This window comes from Streptomyces sp. enrichment culture (assembly GCF_964273255.1).
Classification (GTDB): Bacteria; Actinomycetota; Actinomycetes; order Streptomycetales; family Streptomycetaceae; genus Streptomyces.
Genome location: NZ_OZ186835.1, coordinates 1,757,898 through 1,782,321 on the forward strand (window position 1 = coordinate 1,757,898; position 24,424 = coordinate 1,782,321).

Annotated in this window: 23 protein-coding genes; 9 read left to right on the forward strand and 14 right to left on the reverse strand. The window is 72.7% G+C overall.

Annotation, left to right across the window (positions count from 1 at the left end; translation table 11 throughout):
- Nucleotides 1-169: 169 nt before the first annotated feature.
- The 3 genes from dapF to miaA all read right to left on the reverse strand — a co-directional run bounded on the left by dapF (nucleotide 170) and on the right by miaA (nucleotide 2,652).
- Nucleotides 170-1,048 carry a diaminopimelate epimerase gene (dapF, locus tag ACSU53_RS07455; RefSeq protein ID WP_437025784.1) on the reverse strand — a complete coding sequence of 293 codons (879 nt, stop codon included), beginning with the start codon at nucleotides 1,046-1,048 and terminating at the stop codon, nucleotides 170-172.
- 53 nt (nucleotides 1,049-1,101) lie between these two features.
- A complete protein-coding gene (locus ACSU53_RS07460; protein WP_437033068.1) occupies nucleotides 1,102-1,605 on the reverse strand; it encodes a hypothetical protein in 504 nt (167 codons plus the stop codon).
- A gap of 108 nt (nucleotides 1,606-1,713) precedes the next feature.
- Nucleotides 1,714-2,652 carry a tRNA (adenosine(37)-N6)-dimethylallyltransferase MiaA gene (gene miaA / locus ACSU53_RS07465; protein WP_437025786.1) on the reverse strand — a complete coding sequence of 313 codons (939 nt, stop codon included), beginning with the start codon at nucleotides 2,650-2,652 and terminating at the stop codon, nucleotides 1,714-1,716.
- A gap of 139 nt (nucleotides 2,653-2,791) precedes the next feature.
- Between miaA and ACSU53_RS07470 the strand changes: the two genes are divergently transcribed.
- Nucleotides 2,792-3,160 carry a hypothetical protein gene (locus ACSU53_RS07470; protein ID WP_437025788.1) on the forward strand — a complete coding sequence of 123 codons (369 nt, stop codon included), beginning with the start codon at nucleotides 2,792-2,794 and terminating at the stop codon, nucleotides 3,158-3,160.
- Between the two features lie 23 nt (nucleotides 3,161-3,183).
- Nucleotides 3,184-3,456: an antitoxin gene (locus ACSU53_RS07475; RefSeq protein ID WP_437025790.1), complete on the forward strand. Its 273-nt coding sequence runs from the start codon at nucleotides 3,184-3,186 to the stop codon at nucleotides 3,454-3,456.
- A 228-nt stretch (nucleotides 3,457-3,684) separates the two neighbouring features.
- On the opposite strand, the gene ACSU53_RS07480 is transcribed toward ACSU53_RS07475, so the two are convergent.
- From ACSU53_RS07480 to ACSU53_RS07500, 5 genes are all read right to left on the reverse strand, one after another.
- Complete coding sequence (locus ACSU53_RS07480; protein ID WP_437025792.1) at nucleotides 3,685-4,425, reverse strand: class III extradiol dioxygenase subunit B-like domain-containing protein; 741 nt, start codon at nucleotides 4,423-4,425, stop codon at nucleotides 3,685-3,687.
- 268 nt (nucleotides 4,426-4,693) lie between these two features.
- Nucleotides 4,694-6,220: a tRNA (N6-isopentenyl adenosine(37)-C2)-methylthiotransferase MiaB gene (gene miaB, locus ACSU53_RS07485; RefSeq protein WP_437025794.1), complete on the reverse strand. Its 1,527-nt coding sequence runs from the start codon at nucleotides 6,218-6,220 to the stop codon at nucleotides 4,694-4,696.
- A 68-nt stretch (nucleotides 6,221-6,288) separates the two neighbouring features.
- The gene (locus tag ACSU53_RS07490; protein WP_437025796.1) at nucleotides 6,289-7,173 is read right to left on the reverse strand and encodes an NmrA family NAD(P)-binding protein; all 885 of its coding nucleotides are present in this window, start codon (nucleotides 7,171-7,173) and stop codon (nucleotides 6,289-6,291) included.
- Between the two features lie 117 nt (nucleotides 7,174-7,290).
- Nucleotides 7,291-9,276: a glycoside hydrolase family 5 protein gene (locus tag ACSU53_RS07495; protein ID WP_437025798.1), complete on the reverse strand. Its 1,986-nt coding sequence runs from the start codon at nucleotides 9,274-9,276 to the stop codon at nucleotides 7,291-7,293.
- 122 nt (nucleotides 9,277-9,398) lie between these two features.
- Nucleotides 9,399-9,806, reverse strand: a complete 408-nt coding sequence (locus ACSU53_RS07500) for a hypothetical protein (protein ID WP_437025800.1) — start codon at nucleotides 9,804-9,806, stop codon at nucleotides 9,399-9,401.
- 131 nt (nucleotides 9,807-9,937) lie between these two features.
- Here ACSU53_RS07500 and ACSU53_RS07505 point away from each other — a divergent pair, with 131 nt between their 5' ends.
- Entirely contained in the window at nucleotides 9,938-10,933 is a 996-nt protein-coding gene (locus ACSU53_RS07505) for a TAXI family TRAP transporter solute-binding subunit (protein WP_437025802.1), read from the forward strand.
- Here ACSU53_RS07505 and ACSU53_RS07510 read toward each other — a convergent pair.
- Together ACSU53_RS07510 and ACSU53_RS07515 are read right to left on the reverse strand one after the other, a co-directional pair.
- On the reverse strand, nucleotides 10,912-12,348 hold the full coding sequence (locus ACSU53_RS07510; protein ID WP_437025804.1) for a sensor histidine kinase: 1,437 nt from the start codon (nucleotides 12,346-12,348) through the stop codon (nucleotides 10,912-10,914). The two genes, ACSU53_RS07505 and ACSU53_RS07510, sit on opposite strands and share 22 nt — an antisense overlap.
- Before the next feature lie 9 nt (nucleotides 12,349-12,357).
- A complete protein-coding gene (locus ACSU53_RS07515; protein ID WP_362096139.1) occupies nucleotides 12,358-13,044 on the reverse strand; it encodes a response regulator transcription factor in 687 nt (228 codons plus the stop codon).
- A gap of 285 nt (nucleotides 13,045-13,329) precedes the next feature.
- Between ACSU53_RS07515 and ACSU53_RS07520 the strand changes: the two genes are divergently transcribed.
- The 5 genes from ACSU53_RS07520 to ACSU53_RS07540 all read left to right on the forward strand — a co-directional run bounded on the left by ACSU53_RS07520 (nucleotide 13,330) and on the right by ACSU53_RS07540 (nucleotide 18,637).
- Nucleotides 13,330-14,106: an amino acid ABC transporter ATP-binding protein gene (locus tag ACSU53_RS07520; RefSeq protein WP_437025806.1), complete on the forward strand. Its 777-nt coding sequence runs from the start codon at nucleotides 13,330-13,332 to the stop codon at nucleotides 14,104-14,106.
- 83 nt (nucleotides 14,107-14,189) lie between these two features.
- The gene (locus ACSU53_RS07525; RefSeq protein ID WP_437025808.1) at nucleotides 14,190-15,035 is read left to right on the forward strand and encodes a glutamate ABC transporter substrate-binding protein; all 846 of its coding nucleotides are present in this window, start codon (nucleotides 14,190-14,192) and stop codon (nucleotides 15,033-15,035) included.
- Between the two features lie 116 nt (nucleotides 15,036-15,151).
- Entirely contained in the window at nucleotides 15,152-15,829 is a 678-nt protein-coding gene (locus ACSU53_RS07530; RefSeq protein WP_437025810.1) for an amino acid ABC transporter permease, read from the forward strand.
- A complete protein-coding gene (locus ACSU53_RS07535) occupies nucleotides 15,826-16,737 on the forward strand; it encodes an amino acid ABC transporter permease (RefSeq protein WP_437025812.1) in 912 nt (303 codons plus the stop codon). The genes ACSU53_RS07530 and ACSU53_RS07535 overlap by 4 nt, the downstream gene beginning before the upstream one ends.
- Nucleotides 16,738-16,990: 253 nt before the next feature.
- Complete coding sequence (locus ACSU53_RS07540) at nucleotides 16,991-18,637, forward strand: FAD-dependent monooxygenase (RefSeq protein WP_437025814.1); 1,647 nt, start codon at nucleotides 16,991-16,993, stop codon at nucleotides 18,635-18,637.
- A 648-nt stretch (nucleotides 18,638-19,285) separates the two neighbouring features.
- Here ACSU53_RS07540 and recX read toward each other — a convergent pair.
- The 4 genes from recX to ACSU53_RS07560 all read right to left on the reverse strand — a co-directional run bounded on the left by recX (nucleotide 19,286) and on the right by ACSU53_RS07560 (nucleotide 23,331).
- Nucleotides 19,286-20,149 (reverse strand): recombination regulator RecX, encoded by an 864-nt coding sequence (recX, locus tag ACSU53_RS07545; protein ID WP_437025816.1) that lies wholly within the window; start codon nucleotides 20,147-20,149, stop codon nucleotides 19,286-19,288.
- A 3-nt stretch (nucleotides 20,150-20,152) separates the two neighbouring features.
- On the reverse strand, nucleotides 20,153-21,274 hold the full coding sequence (recA, locus tag ACSU53_RS07550) for a recombinase RecA (RefSeq protein WP_437025818.1): 1,122 nt from the start codon (nucleotides 21,272-21,274) through the stop codon (nucleotides 20,153-20,155).
- Nucleotides 21,275-21,790: 516 nt separating this feature from the next.
- Entirely contained in the window at nucleotides 21,791-23,077 is a 1,287-nt protein-coding gene (locus ACSU53_RS07555) for an AI-2E family transporter (protein WP_437025819.1), read from the reverse strand.
- Nucleotides 23,078-23,136: 59 nt separating this feature from the next.
- The gene (locus tag ACSU53_RS07560; RefSeq protein WP_362096114.1) at nucleotides 23,137-23,331 is read right to left on the reverse strand and encodes a DUF3046 domain-containing protein; all 195 of its coding nucleotides are present in this window, start codon (nucleotides 23,329-23,331) and stop codon (nucleotides 23,137-23,139) included.
- Between the two features lie 79 nt (nucleotides 23,332-23,410).
- On the opposite strand from ACSU53_RS07560, the gene ACSU53_RS07565 reads away from it, so the two are divergent.
- A complete protein-coding gene (locus ACSU53_RS07565) occupies nucleotides 23,411-24,370 on the forward strand; it encodes a hypothetical protein (RefSeq protein WP_437025822.1) in 960 nt (319 codons plus the stop codon).
- Nucleotides 24,371-24,424 lie beyond the last annotated feature (54 nt).

Genomic DNA, 24,424 nt, shown 5'->3' on the forward strand with positions numbered 1-24,424 from the left:
CGGCCGCCTCCGGCCGAGCGTGAAACGGATCACCCATTCGAGCGATGCACGGCGCGGCGACGCTTTCACGCCACCGGTGAGCCGGTCGCCCTTGATCCCGAAGCCGCACTCGGCTCCCGGCACCGCGAAGGCTGCCGGGAGACGCTCACGCCCTAGGGATGTCAAGCCGTCACCGCCCTCGGCCGAGTGCCTTCTCCAGCCACTCCGGCTCGATCCAGCCCTCGGCGACGATCACCGCCGGTCCGGTCATCTCGATCTCGCCGTCGGGCCGTTCGGTGATCACCAGCGTTCCTCCGGGGACGTCCACGGTGTACGTGGCGGGGGTGCCGGTGACCGTGGGGTCGGCGCCGTCCCGGCGGGCGGCGGCCACGGCGACGGCGCAGGCGCCGGTGCCGCAGGAACGGGTCTCCCCGGCTCCGCGCTCGTGGACCCGCATGGCCACGTGGCGCGGACCGCGGTCGGCCACGAACTCGACGTTCACCCCGTCCGGGTAGGCGGTGGCCGGGGCGACCGGGGGCGGCGCCAGCAGGTCGCCGGCGTGCGCCAGGTCCTCGACGAAGGCGACGGCGTGCGGGTTGCCCATGTTCACGTTGCGGGCGGGCCAGCTCCGGTCGCCGACGCGCACCGTGACCTCCCCCTCGGGGAGCAGGGCGCGGCCCATGCCGACGGTGATGTCGCCGTCCTTGGCGAGGTGCACGGTCTTCACGCCCCCGCGGGTGGCGATCGCGAGGTCCCCCTCCGCCGCGTACCCGGCGTGCTGGAGGTAGCGCGCGAAGACCCGTACGCCGTTGCCGCACATCTCGGCGACCGAGCCGTCGCCGTTGCGGTAGTCCATGAACCACTCGGCCTCGGCCGCCATGGCACGCGCCTCCGGGTGGGCGGCGGACCGCACGACGTGCAGCAGTCCGTCGCCGCCGATGCCCGCGCGGCGGTCGCACAGCGCGGCGACGGCGGCCGGGGGCAGGTCGACGGTGTTCTCGGGATCCGGGACGATCACGAAGTCGTTCTCGGTGCCGTGCCCCTTGAGGAAGGCGGTCCGCGTGCTCATTCCTCGATCGTACGGGGTGGCGCGGCGGCGCGTTCACCGCCGTCCGGCCGGGGTCAGCGGAGCCGGGCGACCCGCCAGACGGCCAGCGCGACCACGCCGACGACCAGCACCGCGTAGGCACCCACGACCCGCCAGTCGGGGCGGCGTCCGGAGCCCCGGGACGGCAGGCCGGGCCAGGTGTGCCCCACCCGGCGGGCGGCCATCATGCCCCACCCCGCGGAGCAGGAGCAGATCAGCAGGCCCAGCATGGCGATCACGGCACCGCTGTCGCCGAAGTCGAAGGCGAGCGGGAAGGCGAACATCAGGGAGCCGACCGCGGCCAGGCCGACGATGGGGGCGAGCTGCCACAGCCGCAGCCGGCGCTGCGGACGCAGCTCGACCTCGACCTCGTCGCCGCCCGCGAACATCTCGTCCGGCTCCGGGCCGTCGTCGGTCACACCGCCCTGCGTCTCCTCCGGCCCGTCGGGGCTGAGACGGTCGGTTTCCTGCTCCCGTCCACCCCGCTCGGTGGTGAGGTGTTCGGTGCCGTGTGCGGTGTCGCGAGGGCCGGCCTCCATCGCCACGCGCCCTCCCAACTTGGACTCCACTTGGTCGATCGAAGCTCGATGATGGCACGCCGTCACAGGCCCGGATGACGGCCTGGGCGTCCCGATGCCAGGACGTGATCAGGCTGTAACCGGTCGTTCGACCAACGACAGCGCGAGCTGCGGAAGTTCCCCCAGGTCTTCCGCGGCCCCACTCAACCAGTGCACCCGCGGGTCGCGCCTGAACCATGAATCCTGACGGCGCGCGAAGCGTTTGGTGGCGCGCACGGTCTCCGCCCGTGCCTCGTCGAGGGTGCACTCGCCCGCGAGCGCCGTGAGCACCTGCTGGTAGCCGAGCGCCCGCGACGCCGTACGCCCCTCACGCAACCCCTGCGCCTCCAATGCGCGCACTTCCTCCACCAGTCCGGCCTCCCACATGCGGTCGACCCGGCGGGCGATGCGCTCGTCCAGCTCGGGCCGGGCCACGTCCACCCCGATCTGGAGGGTGTCGTAGACCGCGTCGTGACCGGGCAGGTTGGCGGTGAACGGCCGGCCGGTGATCTCGATCACCTCGAGGGCGCGGACGATCCGGCGCCCGTTGCTCGGCAGGATGGCCCGGGCGGCCTCGGGGTCGGCGGCGGCGAGCCGGGCGTGCAGCGCGCCGGAGCCGCGCAGAGTGAGCTCCTCCTCCAGCCGGGCCCTGACCTCGGGGTCGGTGCCGGGGAACTCGAGGTTGTCGACGGCTCCCCGGACGTAGAGCCCGGAACCGCCCACCAGGACGGGCCAGCGCCCCTCGGCGAGCAGGGCGTCGATCCGTTCCCGCGCGAGGCGCTGGTACTCGGCGACGGAGGCGGTGACGGTCACGTCCCAGATGTCCAGGAGGTGGTGCGGCACTCCGCCGCGCTCCTCGGGCGTCAGCTTGGCGGTGCCGATGTCCATCCCTCGGTAGAGCTGCATCGAGTCGGCGTTGACGACCTCACCGCCCAGCTGTTGCGCCAGATAAACGCCCAGATCGGACTTTCCGGCCGCCGTGGGGCCGACGACGGCGATGACGCGGGGGGTGGGGGCTGCGCTGCTCACCGATCCAGTCTCCCAAACCTCCTGTCCGGGTCTCGAACGAGTTACGTGACGAGGCCCGGGCCGGGTCGTTCCCGTTGCAGCGCGGGACCACGCGCCACGACGCGGGACGCCGCCCGCACGAGTACCGTATGGAGTTGACATGGGCGTTTTTGCACGGCTTCTTCGGAGAACCAAGGCCGGGACGGCCGAGGCCGCCGGAACCACGGAGACGGAGGAGGCCCGGCCGGCCGGGACCCCGGCGGAGGAGGGGACGGAGACCGGCGAGCGGCCTGCGGGCGAGTCGGCGGCCGACAGCGCGGCCGAGGACACCGCGGAGCCGGTCCCGGCGGCGGAGCGGTCCGCCGCGGCTCCCGAGCCGTCCGACGACGGGCCGGCCTCCGGGTCCGCCACCGGCTCCGACGGCGGGCCGGCCTCCGGCTCCGCCACCGGCTCCGACGGCATCGGGATCCCGAAGCAGCAGTCCGCCGAGGCGGCCGGCAGCGACGCCGGTGAGGGCGCCCGCACATAGACGTCCGCGACGGAAGGTGAACCATGGGTCTCATGGACAATCTGAAGGCCAAACTGGGCCCCGCGAAGGGCAAGGTCTCCGACCTCGCCCAGCAGCACGGGGACAAGATCCAGCACGGCCTGGACAAGGCCGCGAAGACCGTCGACCAGCGGACCAAGGGCAAGTACAGCGACCGCATCCAGACGGGTACCGGCAAGGCCAAGGACGCCGTGGACCGGCTCGCGCAGAAGGACGACCCCGGCAGCGCGGGCACCGGCGGCGCCACGCCGCCCGCGGGGCCCCCGCCCGCTTCCTGAGCGGTGGGGCAGGACGACGCCGGACGGCCGGAGGCACTGTGCCTCCGGCCGCCCGGCGTCGCGGCGCTCCCGGCGTCCGGCGGTACCGCGCCTCCGGCGGTACCGCGCCTCCGGCGGTACCGCGCCTCCGGCGGTACCGCGCCTCCGGCGGTGCGGTGAGGCCGGCGGTCCGCGGCCGCCGTCCGTCGCGCCGGCCGGACGGGCCGGCACGGGCCCCGTCCGGCCGCGTCAGGACCAGGTGGCCACCAGGTAGCCCACCCCGTAGGGGGCGTCGTCGTACAGCAGTGCGCCCTCCAGGCCGGCGTTCTCCGCCGCGCCCGCCAGCACCTGCCAGGGGGCCCGCCCGGACACCTTCAGTTCCCGGGCCAGGACGGGGTCCAGCGCGCGCAGGGCGGCCGTGTCGGCCGTCTCCAGCGCCCGCGCCACCCCGGCGTCGAACGGCGCCGCCCGCTCGTCCAGGTACCCGGGCGCCTTGAGCGTGCGGCACGCGCTGGCATCGCCCATCACGAGGAGCGCCACCCGCTCCGCCCGGGCGCCGATCTCGCTCCCCCGGTCGGCACACTGCTCCGGCGCGAGGGGTTCCCCCACGCCGAGGCCCTCGACCCGGGCTCCGGCCCATCCGCTGCGGGACAGCAGCCAGGCCCCCACGGACAGCGCGGGCGGGAGTTCCCGCCCCCCGGCGTCCGGCAGGGCACCGGCGCTCCCGTCGCCGTCCGCGCGCGCCCCGAGCCGTACGTCGAGCCCGACGCCGAAGCCGCGGAAGGAGCCCTGCGTGCCACCGGGGAAGAGCTCGGGGCCGGCGTCCTCCGTCGGACCGACCACCACGAGCAGATCCGGGCGGGCCGCGGCGAGCACCCCGATCGCGTCCGCGCAGGCGGCGCGCGCGGCGTCCAGTTCGGGAGCGGCGCCCGCGGCGATCTCGGGGACGAGCAGCGGCGGGCAGGGGCAGACAGCGGCGGCGACTAGCATGATCGGCAGCGTAGCCCGCGCCCCGGTGTCCCGGCCCACCGCACGCCCGTGGCCCGCTTCCCACCGCGTCCCCCGCCCGTGGCCCGCGCCCCGCCGCGCCCCCGCTCGGGGCAGCCGTCGCCGACCGGTCGTGACCGGCCGTGCCACCGCGGGCGGGCGCCGGGGGCCGGACCGTACTGCCGCCCGGGCTTCGGGCGGCCTCCCGGCCGGGCCGGCCCGAGCTCCGGAACCCGCACCCGGCCGGGCCCGGCCCGGGCGACGCCCCGGGTCAGTCGCGGCCGCAGCCGCCGGACGCGGCCGGGAGCGGCTCGGGGACACCGATCGTCGGCAGCCCGAGCATGACGCCGGCGGGCTGGGCGTTCTTCTCCGCGGTGCGCTTCTCCCAGGCGTCGCCGGCGCGCGTGCGCCGCACGTCCAGGACGGCGCCCTCCGCGAGGAGGTGGTGCGGGGCGGCGTAGGTGATCTCGACGGTCACCACGTCACCGGGGCGCACCTCGGCGTCCGGCTTGGTGAAGTGCACCAGGCGGTTGTCCGGGGCACGGCCGGAGAGGCGGTGGGTGGTGTCGTCCTTGCGGCCCTCGCCCTCCGCGACCATCAGTTCGAGGGTCCGGCCGACCTGCTTCTTGTTCTCCTCCCAGGAGATCTCCTCCTGGAGGGCCACCAGCCGCTCGTAGCGCTCCTGCACGACCTTCTTGGGGATCTGGCCGTCCATCTCGGCGGCCGGGGTGCCCGGCCGCTTGGAGTACTGGAAGGTGAACGCCTGCGCGAAGCGCGCCTCGCGCACCACGTGCAGGGTCTGCTCGAAGTCCTCCTCGGTCTCGCCGGGGAAGCCCACGATGATGTCGGTGCTGATCGCGGCGTGCGGGATGGCGGCCCGGACCTTGTCGATGATCCCCAGGTAGCGCTCCTGCCGGTAGGAGCGGCGCATGGCCTTGAGCACCGTGTCCGAGCCGGACTGCAGGGGCATGTGCAGCTGGGGCATCACGTTGGGCGTCTCGGCCATGGCGGCGATGACGTCGTCGGTGAAGTCCCGCGGGTGCGGGGAGGTGAACCGGACGCGCTCCAGGCCGTCGATGGTCCCGCAGGCCCGCAGGAGCTTGCTGAACGCCTCACGGTCGCCGATGTCGGAGCCGTAGGCGTTGACGTTCTGGCCGAGCAGCGTGATCTCGGAGACGCCGTCGGCGACCAGGGCCTCGATCTCGGCGAGGATGTCGCCGGGGCGGCGGTCCTTCTCCTTGCCCCGCAGCGCCGGGACGATGCAGAAGGTGCAGGTGTTGTTGCAGCCGACGGAGATCGACACCCAGGCCGCGTAGGCGCTCTCGCGGCGGGTCGGGAGCGTGGAGGGGAACGCCTCCAGCGACTCGGCGATCTCGACCTGGGCCTCCTCCTGCACCCGGGCCCGCTCCAGCAGCACCGGCAGCTTGCCGATGTTGTGCGTGCCGAAGACGACGTCCACCCAGGGGGCCCGCTCGACGATGGTGTCGCGGTCCTTCTGCGCCAGGCAGCCGCCGACCGCGATCTGCATGCCGGGGCGGCTCGCCTTCTTGGGGGCGAGGTGGCCGAGGTTGCCGTAGAGCTTGTTGTCGGCGTTCTCCCGGACGGCGCAGGTGTTGAAGACGACGACGTCCGCCTCCCCGTCCGCGCCTCCCGGGGCACGGACGTAGCCCGCGTCCTCCAGCAGCCCGGCCAATCGCTCGGAGTCGTGGACGTTCATCTGGCACCCGTAGGTGCGAATCTCGTACGTCTTGGATGATCGAACGTCCACTGCCCGGCTCCGGTCGCTGCTGCTGGTCATTGCTCAAGGGTAGGCGTTCCGCGGAGCCCTCCGCCCCGGTGCTCCCCTCCCGCGCGCGACGACGGTGATCAGGCGTCCCAGACCCCGGTGGCCGCGGTCTCGCGGGCGTAGGCGGAGAAGTCCTTCGGCTCCCGCCCGAGGGCTTCGCGGACACCGTGCACCACGCTCGCGTTCCGGCCGTCGACGATCAAATTGAAGAGGTCGGCGAACTCCTCCGGTTCGCCCGCCTCGCGCAGTGCCGCCCGGTAGTCGCCGGCGCCGACCGGGACGTAGGTGATGGTCCGGCCGGTGGCGGCCGACAGTTCGCGGGCCACGTCGTGCAGGCTCAGGAGGCGGGGGCCGGACAGTTCGTAGGTGCGGCCGGCATGACGTCCGTCGGTGAGGGCGGCGGCCACCACGTCGGCGATGTCGTCGGCGTCCACGAAGGGTTCGACGGCGTCCCCGGTGGGCAGCGCCAGTTCGCCCGAGCGGACGGGTCCGAGGAAGAAGCTCTCGCTGAAGTTCTGGTGGAACCAGTTCGCCCGGACCACGGTCCAGTCGCAGCCGGACGCCTTGAGGGCGTCCTCCGAGGCGACGGCACCCTCCTCGCCCCGGCCGGAGAGCAGCACCAGTCGGCGCACACCCCGGGCGACGGCGAAGGCGGCGAAGCGGCCGACGGCCTCCTTCGCCCCGGGGAACGCCAGGTCCGGGTAGTAGGTCACGTACGCGGCGGAGGCACCGTCCAGGGCGTCCTGCCAGGTGCCCTCGTCCTCCCAGACGAAGCGGGTCCCGGTGCTGCGGGAGCCCGCCCGCACGGGGCGGCCGAGTGCCCGGAGACGGTCGACGACCCGTCGGCCGGTCTTGCCGGTGGCGCCGATGACGAGGATGGGTGCGGATGCCGGTGACGATGCCGATGCCGATGACAAAGCGGCGTGCTGCGTCCGATGGCTCATGGTGTCGTTCGTGTCGTTCATGGCGTTCATATCGTCATTCAAGTCGGCGGTGGTGGGACGCTCCATGGCCAGAGGGCTCATCCCCGTGCGCGCCCGTCTCACCCGGCGGCGGCCGGGCGTGCGGACCGCGGACGGCGGTCAGCGCAGGGCACGGCAGTACAGCGCGTCCGGGGTGCGCCAGGAGCCCAGGCGGCCGGTGTAGGCGATCCCGGCCGCGTACTCCCCGTCGGCGCACTGCCCCTTGTAGTGGCCGTGGGCGAAGTCGCCGCCCCTGGGGGCCGGGCCCCGGTCGTCCCCGCGGTCGAACCACACCGTGCGGCCGTTCCCGCCGAGCCGGCCGGGGGCCGCCTCGAAACAGAGTGCGGAGGAGACGGCCTCGCCGCGCACCGCGTACCCGGTCATGAAGTACCCCTCGGGGCACTGCAGCTTGGTGTACCCGCCGGCCCAGTCCCGGCCCGCCTCGACGTACCGCTCGTCGACGACCACGCGGTGCCCGCCGCCCGGTGCGGCGAGGGCGCCGGCGGTCACGTCCGAGCACAGGCCGCGGCGGCCGGTGTGGCTCAGGCCGAGCAGGCGACGGCCGTCCGGGCAGACGGCCTTGCGGGCGCCGGGGTCGAAGTCGGGCAGGGCGCGCATCCGGCGGGACTGGACGAAGTCCCCGTGGTCGGGGCTGAGCTGGGACCAGCCGGCGGCCGGGGCCACCGGACCGGTACGGCCCTCGGCCCGCACCAGGCGGCTCCAGGCGGCGGCCCGCCAGTCGTCTCCGTCGTACACGCCCATGCGGTGGCCGGCCGCGTCCCAGTGCAGCAGGGCCCAGCCGTTGCCCCGGCGGTTGTCGTGCCAGCCGACCAGGGGCCAGTAGGCGAAGTCGGCGTCGCTGCGGATCAGGTGGTCGACGAAGTTCTCGAACCAGGCGCGTGGTGCGGCGGCGGTCTCCTCGCGGCCTCCGACGCCGAACTCGCTGATCCAGACGGGGGCGGTGAAGTGCCGGCCGGTCTCGGCGGCCACGAACAGGGCCTGGCGGTTGACGACGTCGGTCAGTTCGGCCGGGGTCAGGTCCTGGTATCGCGGGTCGCTGGTCTCGCCCAGGCCGGTGGCGCCGCTGTGCCGGGGGCCGGTGTAGCCGTAGAAGTGGGCGGAGTAGACCAGCTTGCCGGAGTCGACGAGGGTGTGGGAGAGGTGGCGGGCCGGTTCCAGGGTGGGCCGCTCGTGCGGGAACCCGTCGACGGGGATGCCGGTCCAGTTGATGCCCTCGACCACGATCAGCAGGTCGGGGGCCGCCTCGGTGAGGATGCGGTCGGCGGCGCGCTGCGAGGCGGCGAACCAGTCGTGCCGGTCGCCGCGCCCCCAGTTCGGGTCGTCCCAGACCGAGCGGCGCACCTCGTTGTACAGGTCGGCGCCCACCACGCGGTCGTTGTCCCGGTACCGGCGGGCCATGAACAGCCAGTCGCTCTCCCACTGCTCGGTGGTGCGGCTCGCGTTCCAGCGTTCGTTGCCGTCGACGCCGCAGCACCAGCGGGTGGTGTTGGTGTGGTTGTTGAGGATCACCGCGAGACCGGCGGCGGTCAGTTCGCGCACCACGGCGTCGTACACCTGCAGCGGGGTCCGGCCGCGCAGGGAGGGGTTGGCGGCGACGGCGTCGTCGGTGACGGGAGCGGTGTCGTGGACCATCTCGTTGGAGAAGGGCAGCCGGATGCTGTTGATCCCGATCTCCCGGAAGCCCGCGACGATCTCGGCCATCGGGGCGCGGTCCAGGCCGAGCGGGACCCGGCCCGCGTTCTCGCCCGCGTGGTGGTTGGCGTCGTCGTCCCGGCTGCCGGAGCCGTTCCAGGTGCCGCTGGCTCCGTGCCAGTTCCCGGAGCGGAGCTTGAAGCGGTCGCCGTCGGCGTCCACGATCCAGCGGCCCCGCGTGCTGAGCGGCGGGGTCCAGCCGGCCTCGGCGTCGGTGACCGCGCGCGGCGCGGAGGACGGTGCGGCGGCGGTGACCGTGCCCGGGGCCGAGGGCGGTGCGGCGGCGGTGGCGGTCACGTCCCGGTGGCCGGGCGCCGCCGGCGCGGTGGCCTGGGACAGGGGCGCCGTCAGGAGGGCCGCGGCCAGTGAGGCCCTGACGAGAAGTCCGTGCACGATGACCGCCCTCGCTGCCGGATCCGACGGCGCCGTGGGCCCGATGCCATCGTTGTCATGGATCCGTCATGATGGCGTACGGGCCGACAGCGGTCCAGACCTCCGCACGCACACCGGCCCCCTCAGCCGCCGCCGTCCGGATTCCAGCCCTGGCGCCGCAGCACCGTCGACACGTCCGGCGCCCGGTAGTGCTCGCCCTTGAGCACCTTGCCGTCGGAGCGGCGGGCGACGCTGCCGTCCGGGCCGAGCTTCGTCATGTTGGAGCGGTGCACCTCGGCGATCACCGCGTCGAGGTCGATGCCGTGGACCAGTGCCGTGCCGTAGGCGACGTACACCACGTCCGCCAGCTCGTGCGCCAGCCGGTCCAGCGGTCCGGACACCGACACCTCGACGGCCTCCGCCGCCTCCTCCGCCAGCAGCTCGCCCCGATGGGCGGCGAGTTCGGGCGGGACCTCGGACGGCACGTCGCGCGCGTCCAGGCCGAAGGCCCGGTGGAAGGCGCGCACCAGGTCGGCGGGCGATGCACTCATGCCGCGACTGTAGCGGCCCAGGAGGACACCCCCCGGCCGTGCGACCGGAGCCCGCGCACCACCGGGCCGCTCCGCCCGTCCCGTGCGATCCGCCCTGGCCAGCGGGGCCGGTGGGCTGGCAGGATCGCCGCATGCTCCACGCGCTGTCCCGGATCGGCAGGCGCCGGGCCCTGCGGGGCGCGGTCGCCGCCCTCCTCGTGCTCGGACTGCTGCTGTGGTGGCAGAAGCCCTGGGCCGAGGAGCCGCCCGGCGGCACGGTGACCATGAGCACGGGCACCCGCGCCGGCGTCTACCAGAAGTACGGCGAACTGCTGCGCGCCTCGCTCGGCCGGAACCTGCCGGACCTCGACATACGGCTGCGGACCAGCGACGGCTCGCAGGAGAACCTCCGGCGGGTGGCGACCGGCCAGGCCGACTACGCGATCGCCGCCGCCGACGCGGTGGAGACGTACCGGCTGCGCGGCGGACCGGGCGCGGACCGGCTGCGCGGAGTGGCCCGCCTCTACGACGACTACGTGCAGCTGGTGGTCTCCCCCGACTCGGACATCCGCACCGTCTCCGACCTGCGCGGCAAACGGGTCGCCATCGGGCCGCCCAAGTCCGGTGTCCGGCTCATCGCCAACCGCGTCCTGGAGGCGGCCGGCATCGACCCGGAGTCCGACATCCGGCCGTCGTCCGAGGGCATCGACATCGGGCCGGAACGCCTCGGGCACGGCCTCGACGCCTTCTTCTGGTCGGGCGGGCTGCCCACCGACGGTCTGAAGGACCTGGCCGAGGACTCGGCGCTGCGCTTCGTGCCGATCGAGGCGAGCCTGGTCACCGAACTGCACCGCAAGGGCGGTGCCACCCGCCACTACCGGGCCACCAACATGCCCGAGTCCGCCTATCCCGGCAGCCAGTACGGCGCCCCGGTCCCGACGATGGCCGTCTCCAACCTGCTGATCACCCGTACCGACGTGGATCCGCGGATCACCGAGTGGCTGACCCGCATCGTCCTCAAGAGCCGGGACAGCATCGGCGCGGACGTGCACTCCGCCCAGCTGGTCGACGTGCGCACCGCCATCTACACCGACCCCCTCCGGCTGCACGAGGGCGCGCGCCGCTACTACCGGTCCGTCAAGCCCTGAGGCCGGTCCTCCCGGGCGTCGGACCCGTTCCGCGGCACGGTCACCGTGACGCGCAGCCCGTGCGGGGCGTGATGGCCGTACTCGATCGAGCCGCCGGACGCCGTGAGCAGGGCCCGCGAGATCGACAGGCCCAGGCCGGAGCCGTTGACGTTCTGGTGCCGGCCACTGCGCCAGAACCGGTCGCCCACCCGGGTCAGCTCCTCGTCGGTCAGCCCGGGCCCGTGGTCGGTGACGACGACGGAGGAGGTGTCCCGGTCGGAGGTGACCAGCACCTCGACCCGCTCGCCCTCCGGCGTGAACTTCACCGCGTTGTCGATCACCGCGTCCAGGGCGCTGGACAGCGCCACCGGGTCCGCCCACGCGGTGGTCGGCGGGCAGGTGCCGACCAGGCGCACGCCCTTCGCCTCGGCGGTCGGCGCCCAGGCGGCCACCCGTTCGGCGGCCAGCGCGCCGATGTCGGTGACCTGCAGCTGGGGCTCACTGTGCTCGGCCAGAGCCAGGCCGAGCAGGTCGTCCAGGACCCGGGCCAGCCGCTTGCCCTCGGCCTGCACCGAGGCGATCTCCTCGTTGCCCTCGGGCAGCTCCAGGGCCAGCAGCTCGATGCGCAGCAGCAGCGCGGAGAGGGGGTTGCGCAACTGGTGGGAGGCGTCCGCGACGAAGGCGCGCTGCTGCTCCAGCACGTTCTCCACGTGGTCCGCCATCTCATTGAACGACCGGGCCAGCCGCCGCAGCTCCGGCGGCCCGCCGGCCACCGCCACGCGGGACTTCAGCCGCCCGGTGGCGATGTCGTGCGTGGTGGCGTCCAGGATCCGGACCGGCCGCAGCACCCAGCCGGTCAGCCGCAGGGCGGCACCGACGGCCAGCAGCATCGCCGCCGCCTCGCCCGCCGCGATCAGCAGCCAGCCCTGCAGGATGCGGGAGCGCATCTGCCCGGTGGGCGAGTCGGTGACCACCACCGCGACCACGTCACCGTCCCGGATCACCGGCGAGGCCACCACCAGGTTGCGCCGCTGCCAGGGCCACACCTGCTCGGGGTCGTGGCTGCGGCGGCTGAGCAGCGCCTCCTGGAAGGCGTCGCGGACCTCGCCCGTGCGGGGCAGGAACCAGTCGGCCGGCGCGTGCGCCATGGGCGAGTCGTTGCGGTAGAAGACACCGGCCTTGATGCCGTAGACCTCGTGGTAGCTGCGCAGCTCCCGGCCGAGGGTCTCCTGGCGCTCGTTGATGTCCCCCGCGACCGGGTCGGCGGGCTCGGTGACGAACTGGGCCAGCGCCGCGAACCGCGCCGTGTCGTCGATCCGGTCCACGATGACCTTCTGCTGCTGCGCGCCGGCCAGGCTCACGGCGAGCGGCACGCCCAGGGCGAGCAGGACCGCCGCCATCAGCACGATGAGCAGCGGAAGCAGACGCGTGTGCACCCGGCCCCGCTACGGCGCGGGCGCGACGAGCCGGTACCCGACGCCGCGCACGGTCTCGATGAGGGCCGGCATCCGCAGCTTCGAGCGCAGCGAGGCCACGTGCACCTCCAGGGTGCGCCCGGTGCCCTCCCAGGAGGTGCGCCACACCTCGCTGATGATCTGCTCCCGGCGGAAGACGACCCCGGGGCGCTGGGCGAGCAGGGCCAGCAGGTCGAACTCCTTGCGGGTCAGCTGGACCACCGCGCCGTTCACGGTGACCTGGCGGGTCGGCAGCTCGATGCGGACCGGCCCCAGGCGCAGCTCGCTCTCGCTCCCGCCGGGGACCTCCTCCTGGACGGACCGCCGGCTGACGGCGTGGATGCGCGCCAGCAGCTCGCCCGTGTCGTACGGCTTGACCACGTAGTCGTCGGCGCCGAGATTCAGACCGTGGATGCGGGAGCGCACGTCGGAACGGGCGGTCACCATGATCACCGGCGTGCTCGTGCGCTTGCGGATCCGGCCGCAGACCTCGTAGCCGTCCTGGTCCGGCAGCCCCAGGTCGAGCAGGACGACGCCGAAGCCCTCGGCCTCGGGGACGAGCGCCTGGAGGGCCTCCTCGCCGCTGCGCGCGTGAGTGACGTCGAAACCGTGCCGCGCCAGCACCGCGGACAGGGCGGCGGCGACGTGGTTGTCGTCCTCGACGAGCAACAGTCTCATCCGGTCCCCTCTCGGTTCATCCGCCGTACGATCGATGCGTGTAGAAGTTCGGGTGCACGCGCGCGTGCACTGTGCAGTCACGCCGATGCATGAGGACGGCGTCAAGAGCGTTCCGGTTGCGCTTCGGTACCGTTACCCGCACGAAATCACCCCTGCTCACAAGTGCTACGACAGGTGTCCGATTGCTATCGGATCGTGATGCTCAGATTCCCCTCAGATGTAATGACGCAGGTCTGAACGGTTACTACTGTCCTCCGAAACCGAGGAGGACGGAGCCTGAGAGCGATGACCGAAGTATCGGTGGCCAAGGAAGATGTGGCCGCGACCGGCGACCTGGTCGTCCTGAAGAGCGTCAACAAGCACTTCGGCGCGTTGCACGTACTCCAGGACATCGACCTGACGATCGCCCGAGGTGAAGTCGTCGTGGTCATCGGGCCCTCCGGGTCCGGGAAGTCCACCCTGTGCCGCACCATCAACCGTCTCGAGACGATCGACTCCGGATCGATCACGATCGACGGAAAGCCCGTGCCGGCCGAGGGCAAGGAGCTCGCCAGGCTGCGGGCCGACGTGGGCATGGTCTTCCAGTCCTTCAACCTCTTCGCGCACAAGACCGTGCTCGAGAACGTGACGCTGGGCCAGGTCAAGGTCCGCAAGACGGACAAGAAGAAGGCCGAGGAGCGGGCGCGCGCCCTGCTCGACCGGGTCGGCGTCGGCGCGCAGGCGGAGAAGTACCCCGCGCAGCTCTCCGGCGGCCAGCAGCAGCGCGTCGCCATCGCGCGCGCCCTGGCCATGGAGCCCAAGGTGATGCTCTTCGACGAGCCGACCTCGGCGCTCGACCCGGAGATGATCAACGAGGTGCTGGAGGTCATGCAGCAGCTCGCCCGGGACGGCATGACCATGATCGTCGTGACCCACGAGATGGGCTTCGCCCGTTCGGCCGCCAACCGCGTGGTCTTCATGGCCGACGGTCGCATCGTCGAACAGGCTACGCCGGACCAGTTCTTCAGCAATCCGCGCAGCGACCGCGCCAAGGACTTCCTGTCGAAGATCCTGCACCACTGACGGCGCGCCTCGCGCCCCGACGACTTGCGTCACCGGCCACACCGACCGGACCGCATCACTTCACCAGCCAAAGGATGTGCACCATGAAGCTCCGCAAGGTCACCGCCGCCTCGGCCGTCGTCTTCGCCCTCGCCCTGACCGCCACCGCGTGCGGCGGCGACGACGGCGGCGACAGCGGTTCGTCGTCCTCCGGGGGCGGCGAGAAGATCAAGATCGGCATCAAGTACGACCAGCCCGGCCTGGGCCTGAAGGAGCCGGACGGTTCCTTCTCCGGCTTCGACGTGGACGTCGCCACCTACGTCGCCAAGGAGCTCGGCTACGAGCCCGACCAGATCGAGTGGGTCGAGACCAAGAGCGCCGACCGTGAGAACGCGCTGGCCCGCGGCGACGTGAAGCTCATCGCGGCCACGTACTCGATCAACGACGAGCGCGCCGAGAAGGTCGACTTCGCCGGTCCCTACCTGCTGGCCCACCAGGACCTGCTGGTGAAGAAGGACTCGGACATCACCGAGGCCACGGACCTGAACGACAAGAAGCTGTGCTCGGTGACGGGTTCCACCTCGGCGCAGAACGTCAAGAAGGACTTCGCGCCGAAGGCCCAGCTCAAGCAGCTCGGTACGTACTCCGAGTGCGTCGCGGCCCTGCAGAGCGGCTCCGTGGACGCCCTGACCACGGACGACTCGATCCTCGCCGGTTACGCCTCGCAGGAGCAGTACAAGGGTCAGTTCAAGCTGGCCGGCCTGAAGCTCAGCAACGAGAACTACGGCATCGGCGTCAAGAAGGGCGACACCGAGACCGTCGACAAGGTGAACGCCGCGCTGGAGAAGATGGTCAGCGACGGTGCCTGGCAGAAGGCGGTCGACGACAACTTCGGTCCGGCCGACTACAAGAACGAAGAGGCGCCGAAGATCGGCAACATCGTCAAGTAAGCGCAGGGACCGCCCGCTGACGCGGGGTCTCAGAGGCACGCCGCCGTCCGTCGCGATCAGGGCGGCGGCGCGCCGCGTCCGCCCCATAGGCCACACACCCGGAAGCGCGGGAGATCGTGTTCGACTTTATTTCTGACTACAACGATCCAACCTTGTTGGGTGCGTTCTGGATGACGGTGAAGCTCACCGTGTTCTCGGGCGTCGGCTCCCTGGTGTGGGGCACCGTGCTGGCGGCGATGCGGGTCAGCCCCGTCCCGCTGATGCGGTGGTTCGGCACGGCCTACGTGAACCTCGTCCGGAACATCCCGCTGACCGTGATCATCGTCTTCACCTCCCTCGGTCTCGCCGACATCTTCGGCATGACCATGGGCGCACCCGACGACTTCGCGCTCCAGGGCTTCCGCCTCGCCGTTCTCGGCCTGGCCGCCTACACCGCGGCCTTCGTCTGCGAGGCGCTGCGCTCCGGCATCAACACCGTGCCCGTCGGGCAGGCCGAGGCGGCCCGCGCCGTCGGACTGAACTTCACCCAGGTACTCACCCTGGTGGTGCTGCCGCAGGCGTTCCGCTCCGTCATCGGACCGCTGGCGAACGTGTTGATCGCACTGACCAAGAACACGACGGTGGCAGCCACCATCGGTGTGGCGGAAGCGGCCCTGCTGATGAAGGAAATGATCGAGAACGAGGCTCAGACGCTGCTCATCGGCGCCGTCTTCGCCTTCGGATTCGTGGTATTGACCCTGCCGACCGGCCTGATCCTGAACTGGCTGAGCAAGCGACTGGCGGTGAAGCGGTGACCTCCGTTCTCTACGACGCCCCGGGCCCCCGGGCCAAGCGGCGCAATGTCATCCTGTCGGTCGTCTTCTTCGCCGTTCTCGCCTATGCCCTGTGGTGGGCCTACAAGGCCATGGACGACAAGGGTCAGTGGGCCTGGTCCCTGTGGAAGCCGTTCACCGAAGGCAACGCCTGGACGACGTACCTGCTGCCCGGCCTCACCAACACGCTGAAGGCCTCGTTCCTGTCCATGATCATCGCCCTTCCGCTGGGCGCCGTCCTCGGCATCGCCCGGCTGTCGGACCACCGGTGGGTCCGCGGGCCGGCCGCCGTCGTGGTGGAGTTCTTCCGGGCCATCCCGGTGCTGCTCCTGATGCTGTTCGCGAACGAGTTCTTCGCGCGGTCCACGGACGTCAGCAGCGCCGACCGCCCGCTGTACGCGGTCGTCACGGGACTGGTGCTCTACAACGCCTCGGTCCTCGCCGAGATCGTCCGCGCGGGCATCCTCTCGCTGCCCAAGGGCCAGGCGGAGGCCGGCTACGCGATCGGTCTGCGCAAGAGCCAGACGATGAAGAGCATCCTGCTGCCGCAGGCCGTCACCGCGATGCTGCCGGCCATCGTCAGCCAGCTCGTGGTGATCGTGAAGGACACCGCGCTCGGTGGTGTGATGCTCGGCTTCACCGAGCTGCTGAACTCGCGCGGCACGCTGGCGGCGAACTACGCCAACGTCGTCCCCAGCTTCATCGTCGTGGCGATCATCTTCATCGTGCTCAATTTCATCCTCACCTCCTTCGCCTCCTGGCTGGAGAACAAGCTCCGCAGCAGCAAGCGCGGCACGGGCGCCGTGCTGGGAGCCGAGGACGTCGTCGACCTCAACGCGGGAGAGGTCGGGGCGAACCCCGACGGCGCCGCGGGAGGCAAGACGCTCTGACGCACTCCGCACACGGAAGAGGATCGTGGCCCACCGGTGAACGGTGGGCCACGGTCGTGTCCGGGTACACGCCCGTACCGAGCAGTCCATTGGTGTGACACGCTCCGGCGACCTTCATGATCGCCACCCGCTGCGGTCACTTGACGCAAGCACCGGCAATGGGTTGCATACGTTGTGTGATCGTGCACCCTGCTCCATTTTCCTGTTCATTCCTGTCCCCCGGGACGTCACTTCGAGCAGGGGACGCAGCGCCGTGGACCCGGTGATCATCGTCGGAGCGGGGCCCGTCGGGCTCACGCTCGCCCTGGCGCTGGCGCGTCAGGAAGTGCCCTGCGTGGTCCTCGACGAGGGGCCGGGCAAGGACGAGTCACGACTCGCGCGCACCGTCGTGCTGCGCGAGGACACCGCGGCGCTCCTGGAGAGACTGACCGGGGTGTCCCTGGACGCGTACGGCGCGCGTTGGGCCGGATGGCGGTCGATGCGGCGCAAGCAGGTGATGCGCGAGGTGTTCTTCGAGGACACCGGTGAACCCGCTCCGCTGCACATCGCCCAGCACGAGCTGACCCACGCCCTGCGCGCGGCCCTGGCGGGCGAACCGCTGGTCGAGATCGCCGTGGACAGCCGCCTGGACTCACTGGAGCAGGAACCTTCAGGCATCACCGCCCACACCCGCGGACCGGCGGGCACGTGGTGGCGCGGCAGCTATCTCGTCGGCTGCGACGGCCCCCGCTCGACCGTGCGCAAGCTGCAGGACATCCGCTTCCCGGGCCGTACGGCGGTGGAGCGGCACGCCGTGGCGGCGCTGCGGGCCGACCTGCCCTGGGACGACGTGGCCCTGCTGCACCGTCTGCCGCCGTGGCGCACCGGCGGGCCCTCCGCCGGGGAGATCACCGCGCGACCGCTGCCGGACGGGGCCTGGCGGCTGGACTGGCTGCTCCCACCCGGCAAGGACCTGGTCACCCCGGAAGTGCTCCTGACGCTCGTCCGGGAGACCCTGGCGGGCTGGACCGGCGGCCCGACCCCGCCGTACGACCTGCTCGACACCGGCGTCCACACCGTCCACCACCGGCTGGCCCGGCGCTGGCGCGCGGACCGCGTGTTCCTGGCCGGGGACGCGGCCCACCTGCTCGGTGCGCTCGGCACGCACGGCCTGGACGAGGGACTGCGCGACGCCGACAACCTCGCCTGGAAACTGGCGCTGGCCTGGCACCACGGTCCGCACGAGGCACTGCTCAACAGCTACCAGACCGAGCGGCGGGCCCTCGTCGCCGCCCGGTTGCGGGCGGCCGATCAGACACTGCCGCTGCTGCGCGGCGGCGGCGGGCTGCGCGTCCGGCTGCCCGGGCGGGGCCGCGGGCACGACGCGCTCCTGATGGACGGTCACCTGGGACAGGGCCCCGTCGGCTCCCCGGGGGCGTACGACGCCTCGCCGCTCACGCCGCACGGCCTGGAGGGTGCGGTACCGGTCGGCACGGCACCCGGCGCGCCGGTCACGGATGTCGTCGTGACCGCGGAGGACGGCACCTTCGTCCCCCTGCGGGACCGGCTCGGGCGGGGTGCCCTGCTCGTGGTGCTGATCGCCCCCGGCACGGGCGTGTGGGCGCGTCGGCACTGGGTCTCCGCCGGCATCATGCCCCGGCTCGCCGCCGCCGTGGCGGCGTTGCCGCATCCGGCGGAACTGCTGGTCGCCGAGGAGTACCCGGGGGCGGCGGCACACACGGTGCTGCTGGTCCGTCCGGACGGGCACCTGGTCACGGCATTGAACGGAGTCCGGCCGGCGGATCTCCACGCGGCGGCCGAGACGGTGCTCGGCGGTCCGGCGAGCGCGGACACGGGCTCCGGCCCGGAAGCCGGCACGGAGAGCGAGGCGGAAGCGAAGGCGGAGACCGTCTCGCCCTGACGGCCGGGCGCTTGACGCGGCGCGCGCACCCCACGGCAGCGCACTCGCTACGGCGCGCGCCCCGGGTGGCGGCGCAGTCGGGGCGGCGCGCGCTCCTCCCGGCTCTCCCCGCGTCGGTGACCTGCCGTCACGGGTGGACGCGGGACAGGGTCTTCCGTGCGCGCTCTCCGGCGGGCCACCAGGCCCCGGCCTCCCGGCCTCCCGGCGCCCCGAAGCCCCGGCGCCCGTGACATGGCGCGCTTGGCGGCACGACCACACGCATGCTGCCGACATGCCGTCACCCGCCCTGCCCCTGCCCTTGCCCGGATGTCACCTGGTGGTCGTGAGTTGAAGGCGCAGTCCGCCCCGTGGTGTACTCCCGCCGTGACCGACGCCTGCGTGCACCTCTGGCGGAGGGCCCACATGGACCTCGTCCGTTACGCGGGCCGCGTGTGTCGCACGTCCTGTTGATTCGCGTTCCTCCCTTTCCCCCGCGCGCCGACTGCCGCCCCCGTGCGTCCACGCCCCGCCGGAGCAGCGCCGTGGCACCGCAGTGGGACCAGGGGTCACGGCGGCCGCACGGCTGGGCGGGCGCCGGAAGAGGCGGGGCACCGGAAGGGGTGGGCCGGTGTCGCCCCGGAGCCGCTTGAGGCGGCCGTACCCGTGTCCTCAGTCGGTGGCGTCCCCGAGGAAGTCCGTGTCCTCGCCCTCCTCCTCCAGCGCCTGCCGGACCACCCGCAGGGCGAGGCCCTCGGGGTAGCCCTTGCGGGCGAGCATGCCGGCGAGGCGGCGTATCCGCTTGTCGCGGTCCAGCCCGCGGGTGGCACGCAGCTTGCGGGCGACCAGCTCGCGGGCGGTGGTCTCCTCCTGCTCGGAGTCGAGCTGGGAGACGGCGGCGTCGATCAGCGTCGGATCGACGCCCTTGGTGCGCAGCTCCCGGGCGAGTGCGCGCCGGGCCAGGCCGCGTCCGTGGTGCCGGGACTCCACCCAGGCGTCGGCGAAGGCACTGTCGTTGATCAGTCCGACCTCCTCGAACCGGGACAGCACCTCCTCGGCGGCCTCGTCGGGGATCTCCCGCTTGCGGAGGGCGTCGGCGAGCTGCTTGCGGGTGCGCGGGGTCCCGGTGAGCAGGCGCAGGCAGATGGCCCTGGCCCGCTCGACCGGGTCCCCCGGGGGCTCCTCCCGCTCGGCCCTCGACGAGGAGGAGGTGCCCCCGTCCTCCGCGGCCGCGTCGCCGAAGGTCCGGCGTCGGCGGCCGCGTCCACCGCCCGGCCCGCCGTCACGCGGGCCGTCCCCCCGTCGGCCGCGCGCCCGGCGCCGCCCGCCCTCGTCGGCGTCGTACGCGGACGGCCCGTCCGTTCCGTACCGGTCGGCCTGCTCCGCGTCCGGCACGGTTCCGTGTGTGCCGGCACGGTAGGCCCGGCCCTCGTGCAGCGGGCCTTCACCCGGGACCGGGCCGTCGCCGCCTCGTCCCCCACGAGGGGTGTCGGAGGCAGCGATGTCGTACTCGGCCCAGTCGGTCCGCCGGGTCACGGGTCAGCTCTTGGCCGCGGCGGCCTTGGACTTGGCTGCCTTGGCCGTGGGAGCGGGTACGGCGGCGGGTGCGGCCGGAGCCGCGGCATCGGCGGCGTCCGGGCCGGCCTCGGCGGCGGGCTCCTCCGGCCGTACGCCCACGCCCAGCTTCTCCTTGATCTTCCGCTCGATCTCGTTGGCGAGGTCGGGGTTGTCCTTGAGGAAGTTGCGGGCGTTCTCCTTGCCCTGGCCCAGCTGGTCGCCCTCGTAGGTGTACCAGGCGCCGGCCTTGCGGACGAAGCCGTGCTCCACGCCCATGTCGATCAGGCCGCCCTCGCGGCTGATGCCCTGCCCGTAGAGGATGTCGAACTCGGCCTGCTTGAAGGGCGGCGCCACCTTGTTCTTGACGACCTTGCAGCGGGTGCGGTTGCCGACCGCCTCGGTGCCGTCCTTGAGCGTCTCGATCCGGCGGATGTCGATCCGCACGGAGGCGTAGAACTTCAGGGCGCGGCCACCGGTCGTGGTCTCGGGGGACCCGAACATCACGCCGATCTTCTCGCGGAGCTGGTTGATGAAGATCGCGGTGGTCTTGGACTGGTTGAGCGCGCTGGTGATCTTGCGCAGCGCCTGGCTCATGAGGCGGGCCTGGAGACCCACGTGGCTGTCGCCCATCTCGCCCTCGATCTCCGCCCGCGGCACGAGCGCGGCGACGGAGTCGATGACGATGAGGTCGAGGGCGCCCGAGCGGACCAGCATGTCCACGATCTCCAGGGCCTGCTCGCCGTTGTCCGGCTGGGACAGGATCAGGTTGTCGATGTCGACGCCGAGCTTCTTCGCGTACTCGGGGTCGAGGGCGTGCTCGGCGTCCACGAAGGCGACCTGGCCGCCGGCCTTCTGTGCGTTGGCCACCGCGTGCAGGGTCAGGGTCGTCTTGCCGGAGGACTCCGGGCCGTAGATCTCCACCACGCGGCCGCGCGGCAGGCCACCGACGCCGAGGGCGACGTCGAGCGCGGTCGACCCGGTCGGGATGACCTCGATGGGCTCCTTCGTCCGGTCGCCCATGCGCATGACCGCGCCCTTGCCGAATTGCCGTTCGATCTGTGCGAGCGCGGCGTCGAGCGCCTTCTCGCGGTCGGTTCCTGCCATGGGTTCCACCCGATTTGCTTGAGTCGATCGCTTCACGTCAAAGACGCTAACGCCTGCCACTGACAATGCGCCCCGACGCACGTCCCGCCTGTGGACAACCGGGGTGCATATCCCTACGAACCGGAACAGAACACCCACCGTCGAGCCCCACCGGCACCCCCATGAGAATGGATGTTCGATTTCAGTGTCAAGCTCACCCGGAGCGTGTCGCGGGATCGCGATCGCGGGTCCGCGGGTGGGTCCGGGGTGCGCGTGAGGTCCGGGGCAGGGAGGGGACGGCGACGTGGCGGGTGAGGTCCGGGGAAGGGGCAGGGCGGCGACGTGGCGGGTGGGGTCCGGGGCACCGCCGCCGCTCGACGGAGGAGCCGTGGACCGACCGCGCCGCTCGGCACCGGACACCGCGCCCGGTCCCCCCGGCCTTCCGCCGGCGCGGGCTGCCCCCGGGCCTGAAGCCCAAACGCCCCGGCACCCCGGCGCTCCCGGCGCTCCCGGCCCCGCGGCCCCGCGGCCCCGCGTTCAGGCGTCCGGCGACGACCCGTCGCGGTCGTCGCCGGGGAGTGCGGCCCCCGGGCGGCGTCTCCACAGCCGTCCGGCACCGCGGACGATCCCGCGTCCGGCGCCCGCCCCCCGGTGGCCGTGCACGCGCGGGTCGTCGGTGACGTCGTACCGCTTCACGTACGCGCCCAGGAACGCCTGGAGCGTGGCGATGGCGGGGATGGCGATCAGCGCCCCGACGGCACCGAGCAGGGAGGTCCCCACGATGACCGAGCCGAAGGCGACCGCCGGGTGGATGTCGACGGTCTTGGAGGTCAGCTTGGGTTGCAGCACGTAGTTCTCGAACTGCTGGTAGATCACCACGAAGATCAGCACCCACAGCGCGTACCAGGGGTTGACCGTGAAGGCGATCAGCATGGGCAGGGCGCCCGCGAGGTAGGTGCCGATGGTCGGGATGAACTGCGAGACCAGGCCCACCCACACCGCCAGCACCGGCGCGTAGGGCACCTCCAGGAACTCCAGCAGTATGTAGTGCGCGACGCCCGAGATCAGGGCCATGAGACCGCGCGAGTAGAGGTAGCCGCCGGTCTTGTTGACGGCGATCTCCCAGGCGCGCAGCACCTCGGCCTGCCGGGCCGGCGGCAGGACGGAGCAGATGGTGCGCCGCAGGCGGGGCCCGTCGGCGGCGAAGTAGAACGAGAACAGGGCGATGGTCAGCAGCTGGAACAGCCCGCCGAGCACCTGCGCGGAGACGTCGAGGACACCGGTGGCGCTGTTCTGCACGTAGGTGCGCAGCCAGTCGGACCGCAGCAGCCCCTCCTGGATGTCCACGCGCCGCAGCTCGGTGTGGAAGTGGCCGTTGATCCAGTTGATGACGGAGTCGAGGTACTCCGGGAAGTCCTCGACGATCTTGATGATCTGCCCCGCGAGCATCGACCCGAGCAGCGTGACGAAGCCCGCCGCCGCGATCAGCACCCCGAGGAACACCAGGAAGGTCCCCAGGCCCCGGCGCACCCCGCGCGCCGCCATCCAGCTCACCGCGGGTTCGACGGCGAGCGCCAGGAAGAACGCGATGAGGATGTTGATCAGCAGGCCGGTCAGCTCGTGGAAGGCCCAGCTGCCCAGCTGGAACACGGCGATGAGGGCGAGCGCGAGCACCATGGCACGCGGCAGCCAGCGCGGCATGCCGGAACCCTGCCCGGCCACGGGGTCGGCCGGAGGGGGCCCGCCCGGGGGGCCGGCAGGGGTGGGTGCGCCGAGCGTCGGGGGGTGCTGGGCTGCCTGCCCGGCCTCGTCAGTGGGTGCCACGGATCAAGTTTCGCCCACGGCACCGACAGCCGTCTGCCGTCCGGCGGTCACTGTGACGATCAGCGCTTTTCCCGGGGAACGTCCATCACGGAGCAGACGACGTGCCAGACGTCCTTGGCGTCCCAGCCGGCCGCCAGTGCCTCGTGCACCGTGCGTCCGCCGAGCTCGGCCATGACGTGGTCGCGCGCGAAGGTGTCGGCGTAGCCCGCACCGAAGTGCTCCGCCATCCGCTGCCAGAAGACCGTCAACCGCATGCCTCCAGTATCCCGCCTGCGGGGTGGCCGGTGGCCGGGGCCGCCTGCGGGGGCCGCTCCGCGCTCTACGGTCGGACCCATGGCCGACACGAGAGCTTCCACAGCCCCACCGTCCCCGGCACCCCCCACGTCCCGGACGCGCACCCCGCTCGCGCGGGCCGAGCGGTTCGTCTGGCTCACCGCGCGCGTGCTCGAACAGCGGCTCTTCGCCCACGACTTCCGGGGCGGCGCCGCCGACCCGGTGGAGACCGCCCTGGACGCCTACCGCAATCCCGACGGCGGGTACGGCCACGCCCTGGAGCCCGATCTGCGCGGTCCGGTCAGCCAGCCGCTGCACACCGCCCACGCGCTGCGTGTCCTGGACGCCGTGGGCCGCTGCGGCGGCCGGCGCGCGGAGCAGGTGTGCCGGTACCTGACGTCCGTCTCCACCGCGGACGGCGCGCTCCCGGCGGTGCACCCGGTCCAGCGCGGCTACCCGACGGCGCCCTTCGTGCCGGTGGTGGACGACCCGCCCAGCGAGCTGCTCGCCACCGGGCCGGTGGTGGGCCTGCTGCACCGCAACGAGGTGTGGCACGCCTGGCTGTTCCGCGCCACCGACTTCTGCTGGCACGCCGTCGAGAACCTGACGGAGTCCCACCCCTACGAGGTGCGGGCCGCCGTGGCCTTCCTGGACTCCGTCCCGGACCGTCCCCGCGCGCGGGCCGCGGCCGACCGGCTGGGCCGGCTGGTGCGCGGGCAGCGGCTCGCGGTGCTCGACCCGGACGACCGTGACAGCCACCCGGTCGCTCCCGGCTACGCCCCCGGGGAGCACCACTTCCCGCACGACTACGCGCCGGCTCCGCGCTCGCTCGCCCGGGCGTGGTTCACGGACGCGGAGATGGAACGCTCGCTCGACTTCCTGGCCGCCGAGCAGCAGGAGGACGGCGGCTGGCCGGTCCGGTGGCGTCCCTGGGCACCGGCGCCGGCCCTGGAGTCCGGCCCCCTGGTGACGATCGACGCGTTGCGCACCCTCCGGGCGTACGGGCGCTCGGTCGACTGATGCGGAGCGCCTGCGCGCCCCGGAGTGTGCTCCGGGGCGCGCAGGGAGCGCATA

What these genes read in the sequence shown, in the direction of transcription:
- dapF (WP_437025784.1), bottom strand. Translation starts at nt 1,048, where the DNA reads ATGAGCACGCGGACCGCCTTCCTCAAGGGGCACGGCACCGAGAACGAC.
- ACSU53_RS07460 (WP_437033068.1), bottom strand. Translation starts at nt 1,605, where the DNA reads ATGGAGGCCGGCCCTCGCGACACCGCACACGGCACCGAACACCTCACC.
- ACSU53_RS07470 (WP_437025788.1), top strand. Translation starts at nt 2,792, where the DNA reads ATGGGCGTTTTTGCACGGCTTCTTCGGAGAACCAAGGCCGGGACGGCC.
- ACSU53_RS07475 (WP_437025790.1), top strand. Translation starts at nt 3,184, where the DNA reads ATGGGTCTCATGGACAATCTGAAGGCCAAACTGGGCCCCGCGAAGGGC.
- ACSU53_RS07480 (WP_437025792.1), bottom strand. Translation starts at nt 4,425, where the DNA reads ATGCTAGTCGCCGCCGCTGTCTGCCCCTGCCCGCCGCTGCTCGTCCCC.
- miaB (WP_437025794.1), bottom strand. Translation starts at nt 6,220, where the DNA reads ATGACCAGCAGCAGCGACCGGAGCCGGGCAGTGGACGTTCGATCATCC.
- ACSU53_RS07490 (WP_437025796.1), bottom strand. Translation starts at nt 7,173, where the DNA reads ATGAACGACACGAACGACACCATGAGCCATCGGACGCAGCACGCCGCT.
- ACSU53_RS07500 (WP_437025800.1), bottom strand. Translation starts at nt 9,806, where the DNA reads ATGAGTGCATCGCCCGCCGACCTGGTGCGCGCCTTCCACCGGGCCTTC.
- ACSU53_RS07505 (WP_437025802.1), top strand. Translation starts at nt 9,938, where the DNA reads ATGCTCCACGCGCTGTCCCGGATCGGCAGGCGCCGGGCCCTGCGGGGC.
- ACSU53_RS07515 (WP_362096139.1), bottom strand. Translation starts at nt 13,044, where the DNA reads ATGAGACTGTTGCTCGTCGAGGACGACAACCACGTCGCCGCCGCCCTG.
- ACSU53_RS07520 (WP_437025806.1), top strand. Translation starts at nt 13,330, where the DNA reads ATGACCGAAGTATCGGTGGCCAAGGAAGATGTGGCCGCGACCGGCGAC.
- ACSU53_RS07525 (WP_437025808.1), top strand. Translation starts at nt 14,190, where the DNA reads ATGAAGCTCCGCAAGGTCACCGCCGCCTCGGCCGTCGTCTTCGCCCTC.
- recA (WP_437025818.1), bottom strand. Translation starts at nt 21,274, where the DNA reads ATGGCAGGAACCGACCGCGAGAAGGCGCTCGACGCCGCGCTCGCACAG.
- ACSU53_RS07560 (WP_362096114.1), bottom strand. Translation starts at nt 23,331, where the DNA reads ATGCGGTTGACGGTCTTCTGGCAGCGGATGGCGGAGCACTTCGGTGCG.
- ACSU53_RS07565 (WP_437025822.1), top strand. Translation starts at nt 23,411, where the DNA reads ATGGCCGACACGAGAGCTTCCACAGCCCCACCGTCCCCGGCACCCCCC.